16 protein-coding genes and 1 pseudogene are annotated in these 15,847 nt (G+C 62.1%); 7 read left to right on the top strand and 10 right to left on the bottom strand.

What is annotated here, in order from left to right; genetic code table 11:
* Positions 1–149: 149 nt before the first annotated feature.
* Positions 150–2,492, top strand: a complete 2,343-nt coding sequence (locus tag ACZ0BA_RS16855) for a TonB-dependent receptor (protein WP_463452365.1) — start codon at positions 150–152, stop codon at positions 2,490–2,492.
* Positions 2,493–2,532: 40 nt separating this feature from the next.
* Positions 2,533–2,877: pseudogene (gene arsC / locus ACZ0BA_RS16850) on the top strand (arsenate reductase (glutaredoxin)); the annotation flags it as partial.
* 207 nt (positions 2,878–3,084) lie between these two features.
* On the opposite strand, the gene ispB reads toward arsC, so the two are convergent.
* Positions 3,085–4,119: an octaprenyl diphosphate synthase gene (ispB, locus tag ACZ0BA_RS16845; RefSeq protein ID WP_463452364.1), complete on the bottom strand. Its 1,035-nt coding sequence runs from the start codon at positions 4,117–4,119 to the stop codon at positions 3,085–3,087.
* A gap of 238 nt (positions 4,120–4,357) precedes the next feature.
* Between ispB and rplU the strand changes: the two genes are divergently transcribed.
* From rplU to proB, 4 genes are all read left to right on the top strand, one after another.
* The gene (rplU, locus tag ACZ0BA_RS16840; RefSeq protein WP_008445658.1) at positions 4,358–4,669 is read left to right on the top strand and encodes a 50S ribosomal protein L21; all 312 of its coding nucleotides are present in this window, start codon (positions 4,358–4,360) and stop codon (positions 4,667–4,669) included.
* A 38-nt stretch (positions 4,670–4,707) separates the two neighbouring features.
* Entirely contained in the window at positions 4,708–4,989 is a 282-nt protein-coding gene (gene rpmA / locus ACZ0BA_RS16835) for a 50S ribosomal protein L27 (RefSeq protein ID WP_463452363.1), read from the top strand.
* A 112-nt stretch (positions 4,990–5,101) separates the two neighbouring features.
* Positions 5,102–6,211 carry a GTPase ObgE gene (gene obgE / locus ACZ0BA_RS16830; RefSeq protein ID WP_363502111.1) on the top strand — a complete coding sequence of 370 codons (1,110 nt, stop codon included), beginning with the start codon at positions 5,102–5,104 and terminating at the stop codon, positions 6,209–6,211.
* A 219-nt stretch (positions 6,212–6,430) separates the two neighbouring features.
* Entirely contained in the window at positions 6,431–7,549 is a 1,119-nt protein-coding gene (proB, locus tag ACZ0BA_RS16825; RefSeq protein WP_463452362.1) for a glutamate 5-kinase, read from the top strand.
* A 28-nt stretch (positions 7,550–7,577) separates the two neighbouring features.
* Here proB and nth read toward each other — a convergent pair whose 3' ends face one another.
* The 7 genes from nth to fdxA form a co-directional block, all read right to left on the bottom strand.
* Positions 7,578–8,225, bottom strand: coding sequence for an endonuclease III (nth, locus tag ACZ0BA_RS16820; protein WP_463452361.1), 648 nt, complete (start codon positions 8,223–8,225; stop codon positions 7,578–7,580).
* On the bottom strand, positions 8,222–8,965 hold the full coding sequence (gene rsxB, locus ACZ0BA_RS16815) for an electron transport complex subunit RsxB (RefSeq protein WP_463452360.1): 744 nt from the start codon (positions 8,963–8,965) through the stop codon (positions 8,222–8,224). The genes nth and rsxB overlap by 4 nt, the downstream gene beginning before the upstream one ends.
* A 55-nt stretch (positions 8,966–9,020) precedes the next feature.
* Positions 9,021–10,784 (bottom strand): chloride channel protein, encoded by a 1,764-nt coding sequence (locus tag ACZ0BA_RS16810; RefSeq protein WP_463452359.1) that lies wholly within the window; start codon positions 10,782–10,784, stop codon positions 9,021–9,023.
* The gene (locus tag ACZ0BA_RS16805; protein ID WP_463452358.1) at positions 10,777–11,205 is read right to left on the bottom strand and encodes a MarR family winged helix-turn-helix transcriptional regulator; all 429 of its coding nucleotides are present in this window, start codon (positions 11,203–11,205) and stop codon (positions 10,777–10,779) included. The genes ACZ0BA_RS16810 and ACZ0BA_RS16805 overlap by 8 nt, the downstream gene beginning before the upstream one ends.
* A 121-nt stretch (positions 11,206–11,326) precedes the next feature.
* Positions 11,327–12,562, bottom strand: coding sequence for a polyhydroxyalkanoate depolymerase (locus ACZ0BA_RS16800; RefSeq protein WP_463452357.1), 1,236 nt, complete (start codon positions 12,560–12,562; stop codon positions 11,327–11,329).
* 270 nt (positions 12,563–12,832) lie between these two features.
* The gene (locus ACZ0BA_RS16795; protein ID WP_463452356.1) at positions 12,833–13,897 is read right to left on the bottom strand and encodes an NAD(P)/FAD-dependent oxidoreductase; all 1,065 of its coding nucleotides are present in this window, start codon (positions 13,895–13,897) and stop codon (positions 12,833–12,835) included.
* A 112-nt stretch (positions 13,898–14,009) separates the two neighbouring features.
* Entirely contained in the window at positions 14,010–14,333 is a 324-nt protein-coding gene (gene fdxA, locus ACZ0BA_RS16790; protein WP_463452355.1) for a ferredoxin FdxA, read from the bottom strand.
* Between the two features lie 216 nt (positions 14,334–14,549).
* Here fdxA and ACZ0BA_RS16785 point away from each other — a divergent pair, with 216 nt between their 5' ends.
* Positions 14,550–14,831: a polyhydroxyalkanoic acid system family protein gene (locus tag ACZ0BA_RS16785; RefSeq protein WP_463452354.1), complete on the top strand. Its 282-nt coding sequence runs from the start codon at positions 14,550–14,552 to the stop codon at positions 14,829–14,831.
* A 52-nt stretch (positions 14,832–14,883) separates the two neighbouring features.
* On the opposite strand, the gene ACZ0BA_RS16780 is transcribed toward ACZ0BA_RS16785, so the two are convergent.
* Together ACZ0BA_RS16780 and ACZ0BA_RS16775 are read right to left on the bottom strand one after the other, a co-directional pair.
* Positions 14,884–15,135, bottom strand: a complete 252-nt coding sequence (locus tag ACZ0BA_RS16780; RefSeq protein ID WP_463452353.1) for an acyl-CoA-binding protein — start codon at positions 15,133–15,135, stop codon at positions 14,884–14,886.
* Positions 15,136–15,361: 226 nt separating this feature from the next.
* Positions 15,362–15,649 carry an HU family DNA-binding protein gene (locus ACZ0BA_RS16775; protein WP_463452352.1) on the bottom strand — a complete coding sequence of 96 codons (288 nt, stop codon included), beginning with the start codon at positions 15,647–15,649 and terminating at the stop codon, positions 15,362–15,364.
* Between the last annotated feature and the right edge of the window lie 198 nt (positions 15,650–15,847).

Genomic DNA, 15,847 nt, shown 5'->3' with positions numbered 1-15,847 from the left:
TCCATTTTTTCGCCACCTTCAAATTGTGGCTGTATTCCAACGTTGATGATTTTGGCAGGTTTCTTGCTTGTTAAAAATTACAAGATGGTTAATATATAAAAATGCATCATTCTGGGGCACGTCCCCTCATTGACTGGAGAAGCGCCGGCATGAAGATCACTCAAAAAATAATGTGCAGTTCCATCGCGGCCGCTCTGGCCGCGTTGGCCGGTCCGGTGGGCGCGCAACAGGCTCCGTCCAAGCCGTCCGACGAAATCGAGGTCGTCACCGTGACCGCGCAAAAGCGCAAGGAAGATCCGGCCAAGGTCGCGATGAGTATTTCGGCCGTCACCGGCAAGCAGCTGCAGGAGGAGCATATCCGCGACATCACCGACCTGACGCGCGTGGTGCCCAATATCTCCTTCACCGCCGCCAGCGGCAACGGCGGCGCTGGTCCGGGCACGTCCAATATCGAAATACGCGGCATCAGCTCCACCGCCGGCGCGGCGACGGTCGGCGTCTACCTGGGCGATACGCCTGTCACCGTCGGCAATGTCTACACGATGGGGAACGTCGAACCGAGGTTCTTCGATATCGACCGGGTGGAGGTGCTGCGCGGCCCGCAGGTGACCCTGTACGGCGCCAGCTCCATGGGCGGCACCATCAAGTTCGTGCCGAATGAGCCGGATTTGAAGGAGCGCGAGTTCACCACCTACACCGAGTATTCGCACACCAAGGACGGCAGCCCAAGCTACTCGGCCAACGTGGTCGGTAACATCCCGCTGATCGCCGACGAACTGGCGCTGCGCATCGGCGTGCAGGCGCAGCACACGGGCGGCTACATCAACCAGGTGGATGGCGACGGCGCGGTGCTCGCCAAGGACATCAACAAGATCAGCGACCAGGAACTGCGTCTGGCGCTGAAGTGGAAGCCGACCCGCGCGCTGACGGTCACGCCGTCGATCTATTATCAGCGGCTCGATGCGAAGGATATCTCCGCCTTTAACATCGAGCTGCCGAACTACCAGGCGCAAAAGCAGGTGCGCGAGCCTTCCATCGACAAGCTGTTCACGCCCAGCCTGACCGTCAACTGGGATCTGGGCGCGGTCGATCTGACGTCGGCCACGAGCTACTTCTCGCGCAAGTTCGACCGCACGCAAAACGGCTCGGCCTATAACAGCTATTCGCTGTCGACCTTCCTGACCTCGACTGCGGACGGCGGCAAGGCGCCGCCGGAGCTCATCGACGCCATCGCGGCGCTGCCGTCGGCGGTGTACCTGAATAACCAGGTGCGGCAGGTGTCGCAGGAGTTCCGTCTGGCTTCGCGTCCGTACGACGCGGCGGTGTCGCCGTGGACCTGGCTGGCCGGGACGTACTTCTCGCGCCAGCACACCAACATCACGGAGAACGATCCGATCTTCGGCGTGACCGACACTTTCAAGCAGTTTGGTTTCGATATCTACGATCCCGAGCTGCTGCCGGACGTGCGCCCCGGCTCCTTCCCGAACGATAACTCGTTCGCCGGCGCCTTCCACTATCGCGAAAAGCAGTCGTCGGTGTTCGGCGAGGTCAATTACTACTTCGCGCCGACCGTGCATGCGACGGTGGGCGCGCGCTATCTGCGCGCCAGCTCCAATCTGGAGCAGCGCAACGGTAACTATCTGGCCGGCGCCGGCAACAACAGCGGCGCGAGCCTGAAGTCGACCGCGTTCACGCCGAAGTATGCGTTGACGTGGGAAGTCGATCCGCGCCATACGCTGTACACCAGCGTGTCGAAAGGCTTCCGCCTGGGTGGCTCGAACATCTTCGTGCCGCCGACCACCTGCGGGCCGGATCTGGAGCTGAACGGCTTGACCGAGGGGCCGCCGAACTATTCGTCGGACAGCCTGTGGAATTATGAGGTGGGCAGCAAGTCGCGCTTCCTCAACAACCGGTTGACGATCAACGCCGACGTCTTCTACATCAAGTGGAAGAATATCCAGCAGGGCGTTTATCTGCCGACCTGCGCGTACACGTACAACGCCAACGCGGGCGACGCCACAAGCAAGGGCTTCGAATTCGACATCAAGGCCAAGCCGTTCGCCGGGCTGACTTTGAGCGCGTCCGGTGGCTACGTCAAGGCGGAGCTGTCGAACGACCAGGGCATTCAGAACGGCGTGGTCGGCGCGGTGTCGGGCGCGCAGATCCAGGGCGTGCCGAAATATAACGCGGCGCTCAATGCGCGCTATAACTTCGCGCTGGGCGACCGCAGCGCGTTCGTCATGGGCGGCGTGCAGTGGGTCGGATCGAGCAAGGGATCGCTCAATCCGGAGCTGACCGATTACGACCGTCCGGCGTATCACACCGCCGATTTCAGCGCCGGCATGGGCTTCGACCGTTACAACGTCAGCGTGTTCGTCAAGAACGCGTTCGACAACGACAAAGTGATCCAGCATCCGCAGGTGGCGTCGATCGTGCAGGGCTATCGCCTGATGCCGCGTGCGATCGGTGTCAGTTTGGCGGCGAAGTTTTAAGCGATAATGCGGCCTTTGAATTCACGCTCAAGGGCAGCATATGACCGTCACGATTTATCACAACACCGCTTGCGGGACCTCGCGCAAAACGCTGGAGGCGATACGCGCCGCCGGCATCGAGCCGGAGATTGTCGATTACGTCAAGAATCCGCCGTCGCGCGCGGCGTTGAAGGCGATGATCGCCAAGGCCGGGCTGACCGCACGCCAGGCGATGCGCGACAAGGGCGATTTGTATGGAGAGCTGGAATTGGGCGATGCGTCGTTGTCCGACGATGCGCTGCTCGACGCGATGATCGCGCATCCGATTTTGATCAACCGTCCGTTCGTGGTGACGGAGAAGGGCGTGCGGTTGTGCCGCCCTTCCGAGCTGGTGCAAGACTTGCTGTAAGACTTGATTTAATGCGTGCGGTTGACCGAGAAATCGGCCAGCTGCAGCAGAGATTCCTTGTACGAGCTGTCCGGCAGATCGGCGATCGCTTCGGCTTGCTGGCGCAAACAACAGGGTCAAGTCTGGCATTCGGACACGAGCTGGACTGTCGACCACTTTACGGCCGGGTCCGTGTCCAAATGACAGACTTGACCCCGGTGGGGGTTAGTGCGTGCGGTTGACCGAGAAATCGGCCAGCTGCAGCAGCGATTCCTTGTACACGCTGTCCGGCAGGTCGGCGATCGCTTCGGCGGCGCGCTGGGCGGCCGTTTCCGCTTGCTGGCGCGTGTAGTCGAGCGCGCCGCTGCTGGTGATGGCGGCCAGAATCGCGTCGAAGTGCTGCTCGTCGCCCTGCTCGATGCAGGTGCGCACCAGCTCGCGCTGCTCCGGCGTGCCGTTTTCCATCAGGTAGATCAGCGGCAAGGTCGGTTTGCCTTCGCGCAGGTCGTCGCCGACGTTCTTGCCGATCTCGCTGGCGTCGCCGGCGTAATCCAATACGTCGTCGATCAGCTGGAAGGCGGTGCCCAGCGAGCGGCCGTATTCGCCGGCGGCGGCGATTTGCGTGTCGTCGGCGCCGGCGATCAACGCGCCCAGCTCGGCCGCCGCTTCGAACAGCTTGGCCGTCTTGGAGCGGATCACTTGCAGATAACGCTCCTGGCTGACGTCCGGGTCGTGCATGTTGAGCAACTGCAACACCTCGCCCTCGGCGATGACGTTAGTGGCGTCCGACAAGATTTGCATGACGCGCATGTTGTTCAGGCCGACCATCATCTGGAACGAGCGCGAGTACAGGAAGTCGCCCACCAGCACCGAGGCGGCATTGCCGAACAGCGCGTTGGCGGTGGCGCGGCCGCGGCGCAGCGACGATTCGTCGACGACGTCGTCGTGCAGCAAGGTGGCGGTGTGGATGAATTCGACCACCGCCGCCAGCTCGTGGTGCCCGGTGCCCTTGTAGGAATAGGCGTTCGCCACCAGCAGCACGAGGACCGGGCGGATGCGCTTGCCGCCGGCGCTGATGATGTATTCAGCGATCTGATTGACGAGGCTGACCTCGGAATGCAGCTTGCGGCGGATCACCGAGTTGACCGCGTCCATGTCGGCGGCGATCGAGTGGGCGATATTGTTTTGTGTTGCGGTGTGGGTGGCGGCAGACAAGACGAACCTGTGCGGTGGACTATTGGTGCCGAGATTATACGACATGCCCCCGTTCACCGGGGCGCGGCCCGGTGTATGCGACAACTCAATTGTTAATCGGCCAACATCCCGGCGCCATATGCCAGCATGCAAGCTTGTCGACATACCACGCCATCGGCCATTTGTGAATAGTTTTTGACGTCATTTGGCATCCCATGTATAATCAGCGGTTCCCCGATCACCATGCATGCGGTTGCGCTGGCGACGGAGGGAATTTTCTTAACATTTGATGAGGTTTCAAATCATGTACGCGGTCATAAAAACCGGTGGCAAACAATACAAAGTTGTCGCTGGCGAAAAACTTAAAGTAGAACAGATACCGGCAGACATTGGTTCCGAACTCACCATCGATCAGGTCCTCGCCGTTGGCGAAGGCGAAAGCATCAAGTTTGGTGCTCCACTGGTTGAGGGTGCAAAGGTACTGGTTACTGTTGTGGCACACGGTCGTCACGATAAAGTGAAGATTTTCAAGATGCGTCGTCGTAAGCACTACCAGAAGCATCAAGGCCATCGCCAAAATTACACCGAAATCCAAATCGTATCGATCAACGGTTAATTCCGTTTGCCCGAGAATTAGTATCCAAGGAGTCTTAAATGGCACACAAAAAAGGCGGCGGCACAACGCGTAACGGTCGTGACTCAGAGTCAAAGCGTCTGGGCGTAAAAGTCTACGGCGGTCAAGCGATCAATGCTGGCGGCATCATCATTCGTCAACGCGGCACCCCGGTGCGCGCTGGTGAAGGTGTTGGCATGGGCAAAGACCACACCCTGTTCGCTCTGGTGGACGGCAAGGTCAAGTTCGTAGTCAAGGGCGAAGGTTCGAAGCAATTCGTGACCGTCGTACCAAACGCTCCAGCAGCTGCAGTACCAGCGTAAATCACGCTCACGGCCGGGCGCCCGCGCCCGGCCGTCCCCTTTGTAAGGCGCGAGCCTTCAATCGAAAGGCTCTGCCCACGGTAGAGCCTTTTTAGTTTTATGGCGGTACATCATGAAGTTTATCGACGAAGCAAAAATTGAAGTGATCGGTGGTGACGGCGGCAATGGTTGTGCCTCGTTTTGCCGTGAAAAATTCCGCCCGTTCGGCGGCCCTGACGGCGGCGACGGCGGCAAGGGTGGCTCGATCTGGGCCGTAGCGGACCGTAACATCAACACCTTGGTCGATTTCCGCTTCTCCAAGATGCACCGCGGCAAAGACGGCGAACCGGGTCGCGGCGCCGATTGCTACGGCAAGGGCGCGGACGACATCCATCTGCGCATGCCGGTCGGCACCCTGATCATCGACGACGCCTCCGGCGAAATCCTGGCCGATCTGACCGAGCACGGCCAGATGGAACTGCTGGCCAAGGGCGGCGAGGGCGGCTGGGGCAACATCCACTTCAAGACCTCGACCAACCGCGCTCCGCGTCAAAAGACCGAGGGCAAGGAAGGCGAACGCCGCGAAATCCGTCTGGAACTGAAGGTGCTGGCCGACGTCGGCCTGCTGGGCATGCCGAACGCCGGCAAGTCGACCTTTATTTCGGCCGTGTCGAACGCGCGTCCGAAGATCGCCGACTACCCGTTCACCACCTTGCACCCGAACCTGGGCGTGGTGCGCGTCTCGCACGAGAAGAGCTTTGTGATCGCCGACATTCCCGGCTTGATCGAAGGCGCTTCCGAAGGCGCGGGCCTGGGTCACCAGTTCCTGCGTCACCTGCAGCGTACCGGCCTGCTGCTGCACATCGTCGACCTGGCGCCGTTCGAGACCAATGTCGATCCGGTCAAGGAAGCCAAGGCCCTGGTCAACGAACTGAAAAAGTACGACGAGTCGCTGGTCGACAAGCCGCGCTGGCTGGTGCTCAACAAGCTCGATATGGTGCCGGAAGAGGACCGCAAGAAAACCGTCAAGGATTTCGTCAAAAAATTCGGCTGGAAGGGTCCCGTGTTCGAGATTTCCGCGCTGAGCCACGACGGCACCCAGGAACTGGTCAACGCGATCCAGATGCACCTCGAAGAGAAGCGCCATTCCGAACAACGTTCGGAAGAAACGCAGATGACAGAGGAAGCGCGCGGCATTTCGTCGATCGATCCGGACGATCCCCGTTTCAAAATTCTCGACTAGTCCTCGATAAAAATCCGCATCACCGGCATAATCAGCTATTCGCTGGTTATGCTTTCCACAACAGCGCCGTTCCGCACCCCGGAACGGGCGTCTGCCGCGGCAAGAACGGGTCATCCACCCGGCCCTTCACAGCACACAGCAAATGTACGTCCTGGCTCGCGCCGGGGATCCGGACCCACGTCCCGCATGTAACAAGACTGTTATGAGACTGCCGCACCCATGAATTCCGTTATACAAAAAGCTACGCGCATCATCATCAAGGTTGGATCGTCTTTAGTCACCAACGACGGCCGCGGCCTCGATCATGCCGCCATCGCGCGCTGGGCCGCGCAGATCGCCGCCCTGCGCGCCATGGGCAAGCAGGTCGTGCTGGTCAGCTCCGGCGCCATCGCGGAGGGCATGCTGCGCCTGGGCTTCGAGCAGCGGCCCACCGATATCCACGAACTGCAGGCCTGCGCCGCCGTCGGCCAGATGGGGCTCGCGCAGATCTACGAGACCAGCTTCCGCGCGCACGCGCTGCGCACCGCGCAGGTGCTGCTCACGCACGCCGACCTGGCCGACCGCGAACGCTATCTGAACGCGCGGTCGACCCTGACCACGTTGCTGCGCCTGGGCGTGGTCCCGATCATCAACGAGAACGACACCGTCGTCACCGACGAAATCAAATTCGGCGACAACGATACCCTGGGCGCGCTGGTGGCCAACCTGATCGAGGCCGACGCGCTGGTCATCCTGACCGACCAGAAGGGCTTGTACAGCGCCGATCCGCGCAAGGACCCGGCGGCGGTGCTGATCCAGCAGGGCCGCGCGGGCGACCTGGCGCTCGAGGCGATGGCCGGCGGCGCCGGCAGCAGCTTGGGACGCGGCGGCATGCTGACCAAGATCCTGGCCGCCAAGCGTGCCGCCAAATCGGGCGCGCACACGGTGATCGCTTATGGGCGCGAGGATAATGTGCTGGAGCGGCTGGCCGGCGGCGAGTCGATCGGCACCGAGCTGGCGGCGCAGACCGGGCATCTGACGGCGCGCAAACAATGGATGGCCGATCATCTGCACACGGCGGGGCAGGTGGTGCTCGATGCCGGCGCGGTGCAGAAGCTGACCGGCGAGGGCAAGTCGCTGCTGCCGATCGGCGTGGTGGAGGTCAAGGGAGAGTTCGGGCGCGGCTCGGTGATCACGTGCGTGAACCCGAGCGGTTTGCCGGTGGCGCGCGGGCTGTCCAATTACACCAGCGCCGAGACGCGGCGCATCATGCGCAAGCCGTCGAGCGAGATCGAAGCGATACTCGGCTTCGTCGAGGGCCGCGAGCTGATTCACCGGGATAACCTGGTGCTGGTGTGATGGCGGGACGCCTGGATGACACGGGGTTTTACAGCCCGTCCGGCATCGGCGTCTTCTGGCGGTAGTCACACAGGTCCTGCACGATGCAGTTCCAGCATTCCGGCTTGCGCGCCTTGCAGGTGTAGCGTCCGTGCAGGATCAGCCAATGGTGCGCGTCCTGCAAAAACTCCTTCGGCACGAACCGCAGCAGCTTCTGCTCGACGATGTCGACGTTCTTGCCCGGCGCCAGGCCGGTGCGGTTCGAGACGCGGAAGATGTGCGTGTCCACCGCCATCGTCGGCTCGCCGAACGCGGTGTTCATCACCACATTGGCCGTCTTGCGGCCGACGCCCGGCAGCGCCTCCAGCGATTCGCGGTCGCGCGGCACTTCGCCGCCGTGCTGCTCCAGCAGGATCTTGCAGGTGGCGATGACGTTCTTCGCCTTGGTCTTGTACAGGCCTATGGTCTGAATATAGGACTTCAGTTCCTCCTCGCCCAATTCCAGTATCTTCGCCGGCGTGTTCGCGACCGGGTAAAGCTTGCGCGTGGCCTTGTTGACGCCGACGTCGGTGGCCTGCGCCGACAGTAGCACGGCGATCAGCAATTCAAACGGTGTTGTGTATTCTAGTTCGGTCTTGGGACTGGGATTGGCGGCGCGGAGGCGCTCGAACATTTCTTGGCGTTTTGCTGGATTCATTCAGGCGGGTTTCCATCTACTGGCTTGGCGGCGGCGGCGTCGGCGACCGCTGCGCGCGCGGCTTCCTCTTTCTTTAAACGCGCGCGTTCCATCGCGGCGGCGATGATGGCGCGCTTGCGTTCCTTCTCGACGGCGTCGGCGTCGGTGGCCGGGTCGAGCGCTTCGACCGCCGCCATCTTGGCGCTGGCCTTGGCGGCCAGGCGCGCGTCGTTTTCCTCTTTCTCGCGCTTGAGGCGCAACGTGCGGAAGTCGTGCCGCTGGCGGGCGGCGTCGGCCTCGAACTGGCTCCACGCGGTCCAGCCGGTGCTCTCCGTGACCGGATGCATGACGATGCAGTCGACCGGGCAGGGATGAACGCACAAGTCGCAGCCGGTGCACAGCTCGGGCGCGACGGTGTGCATCAACTTGGCCGCGCCGACGATGGCATCCACCGGGCAGGCCTGGATGCACAAGGTGCAGCCGATGCACAAGGTTTCGTCGATGTAGGCGACCGCGCGCGGGCGTTCAAGGCCGTTGACGGGATTGAGCGGAATGACCTTGTGGCCGGTGACGGCGGACAGCCGTACGATGCCCTCGGCGCCACCCGGCGGGCATTGATTGATCTCGGCCGCGCCGGCGGCGATCGCCTCGGCGTACGGACGGCAGCCGTCGTAGCCGCACTTGGTGCATTGCGTCTGCGGCAGGACGTCTTCGATGCGGTCGGCAAGTGATTTGTTGGTGAGCACGGCGTGGAATGGCATGAGGCAGCGTTAAAGCGCCATTATCCGATATCCGCGCCGTCAAAGCCGAAAAACCTTATCGCGAACGCTGTTTCGGCTGCCAAACCTGGCGCACGGTCTGCCGCGTCAGCTCTTCCGCGTGCAGGCTCAGCGCCGGCTTGATCAGGTCGCTGCGGCTGACGACGCCGATCAGGCGCCGGCTGGCAGCGTCGTCGACCACCGGCAGGCGTTCCAGTTCGTGCACGGCCAGGCGGGTGGCCAGCGCGCGGCAGGTCTCGTCGGCCAGCGCGAAAATCGGCAGGTTGACGCCGAACAGGTCGCCGGCCAGCACGGCGCCTTCGCGCGCGTTGGCGATGGCCGCGCGGTCCAGCATGCCGAGCAGGGCGCCGTCGCGCGTGACGGGGAAGGCGCGGTGGCGCTGCTGCGCGCCGAAATGGTTTTCCAGCACCGCCGCAAGCGGCTCGCGGGCGTCGATGCTGGCCGGCGCCGGTGTCATCACCTCGGCCACGCTGTGGCGTTCCATCGGATCGACGCCGTATTCGCGGTAGATGTGGTGGCCGCGCCGCGCGATCTTTTCGGTCAGGATCGAGCGGTGCATGGTGATCACCGTGAAGCCGTAGGCCACCGTGGCGGTGGCCAGCACCGGCAACAGGGCGTTGACGTCGTGCGTCAGCTCGAAGGCGAACACCACCGCCATCACCGGCGCGCGCATCATGCCGCCCAGTGTGGCGGCCATGAACACCAGCGGCCACACCGCCGGCTCGCCGCCGGGCAGGTAGGGGCCGACCAGCGCGCCCAGGCCGGCGCCCAGCATCAGCAACGGCGCCAGCACGCCGCCGGAGGTGCCCGAACCGAGCGCCAACAGCCAGATCACGGCCTTGACGATCAGCAGGCTGGCGATGACGCCGGCAGCCAAATGATTGTTGAGCAGGTCGGCAATGACGTCGTAACCCACGCCCAGCGCGCGCGGTTGCAGGTAGCCGCCGATGCCGACCGCCAGGCCGCCCAGCGCCGGCCACCACATCCAGTGTATCGGCAGTTGATGGAACCCATCCTCGACCCGGTACAGCGCGGTCGACAGCAGCCACGCCAGCGCGCCGCACAGCACGCCGCCGATCAGGCACGAGAGCAGCGCCGACGCCGGCAGCGCGGCCGTATGCAGCGGGAACAGCGGGCCGCTCTCGATCAGCAGCGGACGCACGAAGCCGGCCACGGCACAGGCGACCGCCACCGGCGCCAGGCTGCGCGGACGCAGCTCGAACAGCAACAGCTCGACCGCCAGCAGCAGCGCGGCGATCGGCGTGCCGAACACGGCCGTCATGCCGGCCACGGCGCCGGCCACCAGCAAGGTCTTGCGCTCGGCGCCGCTCAGGTGAAAGTGCTGGGCCAGCAGCGAGCCGACCGCGCCGCCGGTCATGATGATCGGCCCCTCGGCGCCGAACGGGCCGCCGCTGCCGATGGCGATGCCCGAGGCGAGCGGCTTGAGCACCGCCACCTTGGGCGACATGGTGCTGTTCTTGAACAGGATGGCCTCGATCGCCTCGGGGATCCCGTGGCCGCGTATCTGCTCGGCGCCGTAGCGGGCGATCAGGCCGATGATCAGGCCGCCGACCACCGGCACCGCGATCACCCAGGCGCCCAGGGTGTTGGTGGCCGGGGAGGTGAAGGCGGTCGACAGTTTCTGGAAGAAGAACAGATTGGTGAAGAAGCGGATCGCGTGCAGCAGCAGGTCGGCGGTCAGCGTGCTCAGCGCGCCAACCACGGCTGCAAGCGCGCCGATCATCACCAGCCTGGCGCTGCCGTCGAAATCGCGGCGGCTGTCGTAGAGATCTTTATTCATGGTGCTCACGGAGAAGTTTAGGGATGGTGAAGATGCCGTCGAGCGACAACAGCTCGGCGCGGTGCAGTTCGGCCAGCTGGGCGAGCAGGGCGTCGCCGGGCGGCAACAGATGGACTTCGACGCGGCGCCGGTCGACTTCGCTGACCTTGCGCTCGACCAGGCCGCCCGCCTCGCAACGTGTGACCAGCGCCACCACGCCGTGCGGCTTGGCCTGCAGCCGCTCGGCCAGCTCGCCGACGGTGGCCCAGTCGCGGCCCGGATAGCCCTTGATGTGCAGCAGAAGAAGGTACTGCAGCGGCGTGATGCCCTTGGCCTGGACGGCGTCTTCGGAGAAACGCTCGAAGCGGCGCATCTGATAGCGGAATTCGGACAGCGCGGCGAAGTCGTCCTTGACGAGCGCGGGCAGGGGCTGGGATGGCATGGAGCGATGGCGAAAAGGAAAACGCCGAATATATCACAAGATGATATATTCCACAGCCGGCAAAAACAGCAGGCGAAAAAAATCCCTGCGCTGGGCAGGGATTTTTGTGGGGTCCGGCTTTTTAAGCGTGTTTTTTGATGAACTCGGTGATCTTCGGGCACACCATCTCGCGCCAGCGGCGGCCGGAGAAAATACCGTAGTGGCCGGCACCCGGGGCGACATAGTCTTGCTTCAGGTCGTCCGGGATGCCGCTGCACAGGTCGTGCGCCGCTTGCGTCTGGCCGGCGCCGGAGATGTCGTCCAGCTCGCCCTCGACGGTGAACAAGGCGACGGTGGTGATGTCCTGTGGACGCACCAGCTTGCCGCCAACCGTCCACGTGCCCATGGGAAGCGCGAACTCCTGGAACACGGTCTTGATCGTGTCCAGATAGTATTCGGCCGGCATGTCGAGCACGGCATTGTATTCGTCGTAGAACTTGCGGTGGCTTTCCGCCGGCTCGTCGTCGCCTTCAACCAGGTGGCTGTAGAACTCGCGGTGGCTTTGCGCGTGGCGGCCCGGATTCATGGCGATGAAGCCGGCGTGCTGCAGGAAGCCAGGGTAGACCTTGCGGCCAAAGCCCGGATAGTTCGGCGGCACCGGGTAGATGACGGTGTTCTCGAACCACGAGAATTTCTTTTCGGTGGCCAGGTTGTTGACCGCCGTCGGCGAGCGGCGCGGGTCGATCGGGCCGCCCATCATCGTCATCGTTTTCGGCAGCTTGGGGTCCTTGTCGGTGGACATCAGCGCGATGGCCGCCAGCACCGGCACCGTTGGCTGGCACACGGAAATCACGTGCACATCCGGGCCGAGCAGGCGGATGAAGTCCTGCACGTAGTAGATGTAGTCGTCCAGGTGGAACGCGCCTTCCGACAGCGGCACCATGCGGGCGTCGGTCCAGTCGGTGATAAAGACGTCGTGGTCGACCACCAGGCCGCGCACGGTGTCGCGCAGCAAGGTCGAGTGGTGGCCCGACAGCGGCGCGACCAGCAGTACCGTCGGCTGCGCCAGCGCCTTGGTGCGCGCTTCGTCCAGGTCTTTTTTAAAGTGGATCAGGCGGCAGAATGGTTTGTTGACAACCACCTGTTCGATCAGGCCGATCGTCTCGCCCTTGATGACGGTGCTGTCGATCTCGAAGGCCGGTTTTTCGTAGTCCTTGCCGAGCCGGTACATCAGTTCGTAGCCGGCGGCGATACGCTGCGAAAACGGCGTGTGCGCCAGCGGCGAAATAGGATTGGTCAGGATTTTGGCAGTCGCGTCGGCCCATTGCATCAGGGGCGTCAGGAACGTGCGTTGCATTTCGTGCAGTTGGTAGAGCATAGGTCTTCCCGGTTCAAAGCATGGTGCGGTGCACCAATACATCACATCATAAGCCAATTATAGAGTATTTGTCCCGCCACTAACCGTTACAACAAACGTGATACCAAGCATTTCCAGATTCCTCAGGGAAATCGGTGTCAGTGTACTGAACAAGTACGTCATTGGATGATAGTACTGCTGAACCCATAAAAAAAGCAGCGTTTCCGCTGCTTTTGTGTAGGACACTTACCTACGCGCCACTTTGTCGTTTTTTTGGCGCTTAGTCGGCGTTTAGTCGAAGACCGGGGTCTCGACGCCCAGCACCTTGTGCAGTTTCGGCGACGTGGTGGTGTACTGCATGTGAATCTTTTTGTCCGGGAAGATATACGGCGCGGCGCCGAACGCGGCCAGCGCGGCCTCGTGGAAGCCCGACAGTATCAGCTTTTTCTTGCCCGGATAGGTGTTGATGTCGCCCACCGCGAAGATGCCCGGGACGTTGGTCTCGAACTTTTCGGTGTTTTGCACCTTCAATTGGCGGCGTTCGATGTCCAGGCCCCATTCGGCGATCGGACCGAGTTTCGGCGACAGGCCGAAGAACACCAGCAGCATGTCCAGCGGCACGCGGCGGGTCACGCCGTCGGCGCCGGTCACCTTGAGCTCGCTCAGCTTGTCGTCTTTCGATTCGAAACCGGTGGCCTGGCCAATGATGAGCTGCATCTCGTAGTCGTCGCACAGGGCTTTCATCTTGGCGACCGATGCCGGCGCGGCGCGGAAATCTTCGCGGCGGTGCAGCAAAACGACCGATTCGGCCTTGCCGACGAAGTTCAGCGCCCAGTCCAGCGCGGAGTCGCCGCCGCCGCAAATGACGATGTTCTTGCCTTCGAAGATGGCCGGGTCCTTGACCTTGTAGTGCAGCTGCGAGCCTTCGAACACTTCGATGCCGTCGACCTTCAAGGTGCGCGCCTGGAACGAACCGACGCCGGCGGCGATGAAGATGGTCTTGGTGGTGAAACGGGTGCCGGCGCTGGTTTCAACGTCGAAACGGCCGTCGTCGCGGCGTTCGACCCGGGTCACTTCCTGGCCCAGATGGAAGGTCGGCTCGAACGGCTCGATCTGCTTGAGCAGGTTGTCGGTCAGTTCCTGGCCGGTGCACGACGGCACGGCCGGAATGTCGTAGATCGGCTTGTCCGGATACAGTTCCACGCATTGTCCGCCCACCGCGCCCAGCGAATCGATCACGTGGGCTTTGATTTCCAGCAGGCCCAGCTCGAAGACCTGGAACAGGCCGACCGGGCCGGCGCCAATGATGACGGCATCGGCTTCGATGACGCCTGGAGGGGTGACAGTGCTATTCATTCGTATATTCCTGTGATTTCAATGGTGGTTGGGCGAACACAAGGCTGTGCGGCGCTCGACGTTGGCGCCTGCGGATGACCTGCCCGGTGCTGCCCGGCCAGACAAACTCGTCTTAGCGTACCAGCAGGTGCAGTTTTTCTTTAACGTCCTTGAACTCGTCGGCTTCGGCCAGCGGCGCGATGGTCTTGGTGATCGAAGGCCAGTGGCGCGCGAGATCGACGTTAAGCTTGATGAATTGTTGTTGGTCGCCGGGGACGTCTTCCTCGGCGAAAATGGCGTTGACCGGGCATTCGGCCACGCACACGGCGCAGTCGATGCACTCGTCCGGATCGATGGCGAGGAAGTTCGGGCCTTGGCGGAAACAATCTACCGGGCAAACATCGACGCAGTCCGTATAACGGCAGCTGATGCAAGATTCGGTGACAACGTGGGTCATAACAGTCCTATCAATGTTGGTGTGCAGCGGCGTCGGCGGCGGTGGGATGGCCCGGCTAACCTCAGCAAAGCACTGTATTTTAAGGTAATTCGCTATTTCTCACAAATTGCGCTTATATACAATACATATAAGCAAATGCGTGACCGCCTTGCGCACTAGCGTGCGGCCGGGCCAACTGGCATCATGTCGGCTTTGTGGATTTATTGAGGAAGCCGCATGGCGGACATTAACATCGTTCAGGAACACAACCTTGCGCCGGAGCAGGCCCGCGCGGCGGCGCAGCAGGTGGCCGACAAATTGGCCGAACAATTCGATCTGGAATGCCGTTGGGACGGCAACGTGTTGCGTTTCGAGCGCAGCGGCGTCGACGGTACCTTGACCCTGGAGCCGACGCAGGCGCGCCTGCAGATCGCCCTCGGTTTCCTGTACAGCGCGTTTTCGTCGCAGATCGAAAGCAAGGTGGCGGACAAGATGCGCGCGGTGTTCGCGCCGGTTTGAACGCAAAAAAGCCCCGTCCGGGGCTTTTTTTGACGCTGAAGGGAATCGGCGCTTATTTCAGGTCTTCGATCAGGTCGATGTACTGCTGCTTGGCCTCGTCGGCGCTGGTGCCCTTGAGCGCGTCCCAGGCGTCGAACTTGGCGCGGCCGACCATGTCGGTGAAGCCCGGACGCTCGCCGGTGGCGTCGCCCACGGACGCCTGCTTGAACAGCGCGTAGATCTTCAGCAAGGTCATGTTGTCGGGACGTTCGGGCAGGTTCTTCGAATCCGCCTGGGCTTGTTCAAATTGCTCTTGTAAGCTCATTTACATCTCCTTGGTATGGTGGCTGGTCCCTGATGGGCAGGCGCCATCATAACCGTAGCGACACCGAAAGCGGCTAGAGGGCATCCTCAAAAACGCATCCCCAAAAATGCATCCCCGAAAACCGCCGCCCCAAAACAGAACGGCGGCCATGGCAGGTCGGGGACCTGGCCATGCGCCGCCGTTTCCGGTGCCCTCGCGGGCACGAACACAGCCTGCTATACGACGATTACTTCTTCTTGGTCGGGTTGACAGCCGACTTCAGGGTGGCGCCAGCCGAGAATTTCGGGGTCTTCGACGCGGCGATCTTGATCGCTTCGCCGGTGGCAGGGTTGCGGCCTTTGCGTGCGGCGCGTTTGGCGACGGAGAAGGTGCCGAAGCCGGTGATGCCGACCGTGTCGCCTTTTTTCAGACGCTCAGTCACGATGGCGATCAGCGTGTTCACCGCACCGTTGGCGGCAGCAGTAGACATCTCCGTGCGTTTCGCAAATTCTGCAATCAATTCGCCTTTTTTCATTACTACCTCCTTGGTTATTAGAGCGCGCAGATTAGCATAAATATTGTCAAATGTAATGGTTTCTCTACGAAGTAGGCCTTACAGTAGTTGCCGTGCCACGGCAGAGCCTAATAAAACCCTTATGTATAAAGGGCTTACGCGATCCTGACAGAACCGCATCCCATGAAAAAAAGGTTTATGATGGTGCGACCAAGGACG

The organism is Duganella sp. AC917, from assembly GCF_979258245.1.
Note: the sequence above shows the minus strand (reverse complement) of the source record. Positions and strands in the feature narration are given on the sequence as shown.